Annotated in this window: 6 protein-coding genes; 3 read left to right on the top strand and 3 right to left on the bottom strand. The window is 33.0% G+C overall.

Features of this window, described 5'->3' with window-relative positions:
• Positions 1–293 precede the first annotated feature (293 nt).
• From JC605_RS23065 to htpG, 3 genes are all read right to left on the bottom strand, one after another.
• Positions 294–1061 carry a DUF4369 domain-containing protein gene (locus tag JC605_RS23065; protein ID WP_198858430.1) on the bottom strand — a complete coding sequence of 256 codons (768 nt, stop codon included), beginning with the start codon at positions 1059–1061 and terminating at the stop codon, positions 294–296.
• Between the two features lie 131 nt (positions 1062–1192).
• Positions 1193–2029 (bottom strand): hypothetical protein, encoded by an 837-nt coding sequence (locus JC605_RS23060; protein WP_198858429.1) that lies wholly within the window; start codon positions 2027–2029, stop codon positions 1193–1195.
• A gap of 233 nt (positions 2030–2262) precedes the next feature.
• Positions 2263–4143, bottom strand: a complete 1881-nt coding sequence (gene htpG / locus JC605_RS23055; protein ID WP_198858428.1) for a molecular chaperone HtpG — start codon at positions 4141–4143, stop codon at positions 2263–2265.
• A 205-nt stretch (positions 4144–4348) separates the two neighbouring features.
• On the opposite strand from htpG, the gene JC605_RS23050 reads away from it, so the two are divergent.
• The 3 genes from JC605_RS23050 (at position 4349) to JC605_RS23040 (ending at position 6626) form a co-directional block, all read left to right on the top strand.
• Complete coding sequence (locus JC605_RS23050; RefSeq protein WP_198858427.1) at positions 4349–4852, top strand: lipocalin family protein; 504 nt, start codon at positions 4349–4351, stop codon at positions 4850–4852.
• 19 nt (positions 4853–4871) lie between these two features.
• Positions 4872–5567 (top strand): OmpA family protein, encoded by a 696-nt coding sequence (locus JC605_RS23045; protein ID WP_198858426.1) that lies wholly within the window; start codon positions 4872–4874, stop codon positions 5565–5567.
• A 108-nt stretch (positions 5568–5675) separates the two neighbouring features.
• A complete protein-coding gene (locus tag JC605_RS23040; RefSeq protein WP_198858425.1) occupies positions 5676–6626 on the top strand; it encodes an ABC transporter ATP-binding protein in 951 nt (316 codons plus the stop codon).
• Positions 6627–6734 lie beyond the last annotated feature (108 nt).

Here is a 6734-nt window from a genome sequence, read left to right as displayed (position 1 = left end):
CAGCTGATTTGTAATCAGCAGGTCGTGGGTTCGAGTCCCTCTATCGGCTCAAAAACCATCACAGAAATGTGGTGGTTTTTTTTATGCCTAAAATCAAACTCCAGTTTTAGAGTTTGTGTTTTTCGTTTAATTAAAATCGATTTAAGTTGTTTTTATTTTGATGATATAATTGCCTTTTAACGCTTGAAAATATTAATAGCGAGCATGAATGTCTTCTTGTTAAAATTTGTTGATTTAAGATATAAAAAAAAGCCCTGAAGTATTCAGGGCTTTTTTGTTTTTATAAAATGAAATTATTTTTTTGTTTCAGTTGCTGCAGTTTCTGTTTTAGTTTCTGCAGGAGCCTTTTGTTCTTCTTTTTTGATTTCAGATACATATTTTGTCAATTTCTTTCCGTAAAAAGATTGAGCTACTTTTGGCGTCATCGATTTTTGGATTGTATCAAGAAATTTTAAATTGATATCGTAAATTTCTGCTAAAGCAATATAAGGTGCTACCTCGTGATCTTTATTGTTTATAGCAAAGTTTGTAGCGTATAAATATTTTCTCTTGATATTTGACTGTTGTTTTGCATCTATGCTGTCAATTGCTTTTTGATCTTGTCTTTTTAAGGCTTTGAATTTTGATTCTACCATAGAAAGATTTTCATCTCTAAAACGAACATTTATTTTTTGATACTCTTCGTATAATTCTTGGTTTTTAGATCCGGTAATTTTTGCGCCGGTGATGAAGTTGTCCAAATTGGTCTCGATATTCATGTTTCCTGGCTCAGCAAAAAATAAGATGTTGTTATCTAAAGAATTTGTTACACCGCGATCTAGAAACAAATAAAGCATCTCTGGAGATTCTAATTTGATATCTCTTTCAAAAGTTGAATTTCCGTCGATTTTAATACTGTCGATGGCAACAAGAGAAGTATCCACAACTCTTTGGATATATAAAGTTCCGGTTTTTAAACCTTTAATGTTTCCTGTAAGGTGTAGGTTGTCAGCAGCAGATTCTTTTTTGCTGCAAGATGCTAATACTGCAAGAGTAACAAAAGCAATTAGTGTTTTTTTCATTAGTTTTTGAGATTTTGGTGCAAAATAAAGAAAATAGTTTAAATGTAATGAGGCTGTTGTTTTATTTTTATAAAAAAATAAATCCCAATCTATTTCTAAATTGGGATTTTAAAGTAATGCAAGAAAAGGTCTTACATTGATAATTGGTATGAAGCGCCATTTTCTTGTGTATAGGTGTAAATCGCATCACAGTCGTTGTTTCCGTAATCTATTACTCCGTTTAAAATTTCTCCTTGTACTTTCAATTGTCCTTTAGAAATAAATAAACAAGAATATTTTTTAGTCAATGGCTCTTTTATTGTTAAGGTAATTGATTCGCCATTTGCAGATGTCACTTTATGTGAGCCTTCTGTTATTTCGTATACATTGTCAGATAAAACCAAAGGAGTATCTACGCCTGCAATTTGTTTAGTGGTATAAAATCCAGAATTAATGTAAACTCCTCCCTGTATATCTGTAAGTTTGCCATTTATTACTTTTCTAGTCCATTGTGGTGTAGTGGCAACAGTTGTGGTGTTAGTGTATTCAATAGTGCCTTCTAGCTTGGTATAGTTTATTGAGTAGTCAATTCTTTCAATTGTCATTTTACTTCCAGTTTCCATAATTGGACCCGTAAGAGTTACTTTTAATTGTCCTTTTCGAGTAAGGTTGTTTATGTCTTTACATCCTGCTGTTCCAAAATCTGCTAAAAATACTTTAGGATATTCTTCACCGTTTGGAGTGCTTATTGTTACAGTTGCGCAAAGCCCTGCAGGTGTTTCTGCAGTTTTTGCAGTAGTTGAAGTGGCTGTAGTAATTAAAAGCCCCGTGTTAAGATCCATTTCGTTAGAAGTGTCAACAAAAATCGATGCTCCAACGTTTGTTAGATTTGTTGAATTTCCTGGTTCGTCGTGATTGTCGCTAGAGCAAGAAATATATAAAAATGCTGTAGCGCAAATAGTTGATAATAAAATGACAGTTTTTTTCATGGTTTTTTTGTTTTGGATTAGATTAATAAGGCAGTCAAATGTAATAAAAAAATAAGTTACAATTTAAAAATCCTATAGTGGTTAATTTATAAGATATCCTAACGATTTTTTGAACAAAAAATTATAATAATTGCTAATTAATGAGATGATTTAAACCATCTAAAATCGGTTTTGGTTTAAACAAAAAAAAGCTGCCCAATCGGACAGCTTTTGTTAGGAAAGCAATTTTATGCTTATTTGATCATTTCAAAACTTCTTTTTACGAAAGCAGTAAGTGCTTCACCTTTTAATAGGTTTTGAGATAATTTAGCTAAATCTAATGCTTGTTTAACCAAATGCTCTTGGTGTGTTTTGTCTTCTGTATTTAAGATGCTTGAAGCCAAATCAGAATTTGTATTTACCACCAAATTGTACATTTCTGGCATATTACCCATTCCGAACATTCCGCCGCCTGTTTGGCTCATTTCTTTCATTCTACGCATAAATTCTGGTTGCGTAATAAGGAATGGAGCGGCTTGAGAATCCATAGCTTCTAGTTGAACGCTGTATGCTTTTGGAATATAAGCTTCTAAAGAAGTTTTTAAAGCTGCTTTTTCGTCATCAGATAATTTAGAGATCGTATTTTCTTCTTTTTTGATTAAGTTGTCAATATGATCAGAGTCAACACGTACAAAAGTTAATCCGCTGTTATCGTTTTCAATCTTTTGGATTAAGTGCGAAATAATCGGAGAATCTAAAAGCAATACTTCGTAACCTTTGTCTTTTGCTGCTTCGATATAAGAGTGCTGTGCATCTTTGTTTCCAGCATAAAGAACTACAAGTTTGCCATCTTTATCAGTTTGGTTTTCTTTTAGTTTTTCTTTTAATTCTTCTAAAGTAAAGTAAGTGTCATCTACAGTTGGGTACAAAACAAATGCACCTGCTTTTTCGTAGAACTTATCTTCAGAAAGCATTCCGTATTCTAAAACGATTTTAATATCGTTCCATTTTGCTTCAAAGTCAGCACGGTTTTCGTTAAATAAAGCTTTTAATTTATCGGCTACTTTACGAGTAATGTAGTTTGAGATTTTCTTAACTGCACCGTCAGCCTGTAAACCAGAACGAGAAACGTTTAATGGAATATCTGGAGAATCGATAACTCCTTTTAGCATTGTCAAAAATTCAGGAACAATTCCTTCTACGTTATCTGTAACGTAAACTTGGTTTTGGTATAACTGAATTTTATCTTTCTGGATCTGCATATCGCTTCCTAATTTTGGGAAATACAAAATACCAGTTAAGTTAAACGGATAGTCTACATTTAAATGAATGTGGAATAAAGGATCCTCAAACTGCATTGGATACAATTCTCTGTAGAAGTTTTTGTAATCTTCATCAGTTAATTCAGAAGGCTGTTTTGTCCAAGCTGGATTTGGGTTGTTAATAATGTTGTCAATTTCAACAGTTTCATTAACGTAATCTTCTGGAGCATCTTCTGGTTTTGGAAGCGTTTCAGTTCTTGTTCCGAATTTAATCGGAATAGGCATGAATTTATTGTATTTGTTTAATAAACCACTGATTTTAGAATCTTCTAAGAATTCTAAAGAATCTTCTGCAATATGCAGAATGATTTCTGTTCCGCGTGAAGTTTTGTCAGCTGGTTCTAAAGTAAATTCAGGACTTCCGTCGCATGTCCAATGTGCGGCTGGTTCATCTTTGTATGATTTTGTGATGATTTCTACTTTTTCAGCTACCATAAAAGCAGAGTAGAAACCAAGACCAAAATGTCCGATGATACCAGAATCTTTAGCAGAATCTTTGTACTTGTCTAAGAATTCCTCAGCACCAGAAAAAGCAACTTGATTGATGTATTTTTCAACTTCATCAGCTGTCATACCCAAACCTTGATCGATAATGTGGATTTTTTTACCTTCTTTATCTATTTTTACTTCGATAATCGGGTTTCCGTATTCTACTTTAGCTTCACCAATGCTAATAAGATGTTTTAATTTTAAAGTAGCATCAGTACCATTAGAAACAAGCTCGCGCAAGAAAATTTCGTGGTCGCTGTATAAGAACTTTTTAATTAAGGGAAAAATGTTTTCTACTGAAACATTAATTTTACCTGTTGCCATATTTTTTAATTTTTGAGTTTTAATTTGATGATTTTCATTTGTTCAAATAAAATACCAATTCTATTTTGGGTGACAAAATGGCGGAAATGTTAATTTTGAAAGAAAATAAATAGATTCTAAAACGAAAAATATCTCAATGAATCGTATATTTGTGGTACAATAATTGTTAAAAAGGCAAGTATTAATCTAAAAAAAATTGTACAAAATGAAGAAGAGTATTTTTATATGCTTGATTGCCGCTATGTTTTTTGCGTGTAAATCAGCTTCGTCAACAGCTTCATCTTCTGAGGCTACTACGCTTTCAACAAAACTTGACAAATCGACTCAAGTAGCGTTAAAAGGAAATTGGGTGCTTACCAATGTTTCTTACCCAGGTTCTGATTATATCAAAGTAAATTCATTTGATCTTGCAGATTCAAAATGTTTTATTGGAAGTACTTGGAGCTTTATTTCAAACAACAATAAAGGAAATATGGCTTTAACTTCTCCAAGTTGTACTGGATTTTCTTCGCCAATTGTATGGAGCATTAACAATCAAGGCTTATTTGTATTAAAGATTCTTAATGCAGGTGAAAAAGCAAAGAAAGTAAGAGATGGCTATTTGCTTAAAGTTGCAGGTGTAACTGAAAGTTCTTTTCAGTTAGTTGATAACATCAATGTTGGAGGTCAGGTAAAAGATGTAGTTTACCAATTTCAAAGAGCTAATTAATATTTTAAAGATATAGAAAATGAGAAAGATAACGGTTTTAGGTTTAAGTAGTTTAATGGTTATAGCTAGTTTTTTTACAAGCTGTGATTCGGTAAAAAACGCAAATAATACACAAAAAGGAGCCGGAATTGGTGCAGTTGCAGGAGGTGTAATTGGTGCTGTATTAGGAAATAATATCGGTCGAGGCGGAAACGCTGCTTTAGGTGCTGCAATTGGAGCTGCTGTAGGTGGTGGAACTGGAGCATTGATCGGAAACAAAATGGATAAACAAGCTCGTGAAATTGATCAAGCTTTGCCAGGTGCTTCTGTTGAAAGAGTTGGAGAAGGAATTCACTTGACATTGAATGAAAATGCAGTGCGTTTTGATACTAACAAATCAACTTTGACATCTCAAGCAAAAGCTAATTTGGATAAACTGGTTCCTGTATTTAATGAGTATGGAGATACAGATATTCAAATTTTTGGTTACACAGATAACACTGGAAAACCAGAGTATAACTTAACGCTTTCAGGACAAAGAGCTGCTTCTGTGCAAGCGTATTTAGTTTCAAAAGGATTAAAAGCAAGCCGTTTCAAAACTTCAGGTTTAGGAATCGCTGATCCAATTGCAACAAATGATACTCCAGAGGGAAGAGCGCAAAACCGTCGTGTTGAATTCTCAATTACAGCAAACGACAAAATGGTAAACGATGCTAAAGCAGAAGCTGGAAAATAACTTTCTAATTAAAATAAATCATAAAAAAAGCTGTTTCAATAATTGAAGCAGCTTTTTTTTGACTTTAGAAATTAAACATTGTAAATTTGACGTCTCATATTACAACTCATGCTTGACATTCAAAATATATCTTTTTCGTACACCGAAAGCCCCGTTATAAAAAATATTTCCTTTTCTATTGAAAAAGGTCAGAACGTTGCCATTATTGGCGAGAGTGGTTGCGGAAAAAGCACACTGCTCAAGCTTATATATGGACTATATGATTTGAACGAGGGAAACATTTTTTATGGTGATAAACCTATCTTGGGACCAAAATTTAATTTGATTCCAGGAATGCCTTATATGAAATATTTGGCACAAGATTTTGATTTGTCTCCATATGAAACGGTTGCAGAAAACGTGGGCAAGTTTTTATCTAATGGTTTTGCAAACATGAAAAAACTTCGTGTTCAGGAATTGCTAGAGATGGTAGAAATGGATCAGTTTGCCAATGTTAAGACCAAATTCTTAAGCGGAGGACAGCAACAAAGAGTTGCTTTGGTTCGAGTTTTGGCTTTAGAGCCAGAAGTGATTTTGTTAGACGAGCCATTTAGTCAGATTGATGCTTTTAGAAAAAATGCTTTGCGCCGTAATTTATTCCGTTACCTAAAGCAAAAAGGAATTACTTGTATTATTGCAACGCACGATAGTACAGATGCTTTGTCTTTTGCAGATCAAGCAATAGTAATGAGAAATGGAGAAGTATTGGTAAAAGATGATCCTTCAAAAATATACGAAGATCCAAAGGTTAAGTACGTGGCTTCTTTGTTTGGAGAAGTAAATGAAATTCCGACTCATTTATTATTGTCTTATCCGGACGAGACTCATAAAACGCTAGTTTATCCGCATCAATTTAAAATGGTTTCGGAGTCAAAATTAATGGTAAAAATTAGGAGAACGTATTTTAGAGGAAGCCATTATTTAATTGAAACTGTTTATAAAAGACAGTTGATTTTCTTTGAAAGCGAAATAGATTTGCCGCTTGAACAAGAAGTTTTTCTAGCACTAAATTATTTATAATTAGAGGATGTGTCAATTAGAAAATTATATGATTTCTAATTGTTAAAATAATAAACCCGACAGGTTTTAAAAATCTGTCGGGTTTACTTTTGGAATCAAATTATGAAT

The sequence above is a fragment of the Flavobacterium sp. IB48 genome (assembly GCF_016405855.1).
Lineage (GTDB): Bacteria > Bacteroidota > Bacteroidia > Flavobacteriales > Flavobacteriaceae > Flavobacterium > Flavobacterium ginsengisoli.
Note: the sequence above shows the minus strand (reverse complement) of the source record. Positions and strands in the feature narration are given on the sequence as shown.

Coding starts and splice junctions, on each gene's coding strand:
- JC605_RS23065 (WP_198858430.1), bottom strand. CDS start 1,061: ATGAAAAAAACACTAATTGCTTTTGTTACTCTTGCAGTATTAGCATCT.
- JC605_RS23060 (WP_198858429.1), bottom strand. CDS start 2,029: ATGAAAAAAACTGTCATTTTATTATCAACTATTTGCGCTACAGCATTT.
- htpG (WP_198858428.1), bottom strand. CDS start 4,143: ATGGCAACAGGTAAAATTAATGTTTCAGTAGAAAACATTTTTCCCTTA.
- JC605_RS23050 (WP_198858427.1), top strand. CDS start 4,349: ATGAAGAAGAGTATTTTTATATGCTTGATTGCCGCTATGTTTTTTGCG.
- JC605_RS23045 (WP_198858426.1), top strand. CDS start 4,872: ATGAGAAAGATAACGGTTTTAGGTTTAAGTAGTTTAATGGTTATAGCT.
- JC605_RS23040 (WP_198858425.1), top strand. CDS start 5,676: ATGCTTGACATTCAAAATATATCTTTTTCGTACACCGAAAGCCCCGTT.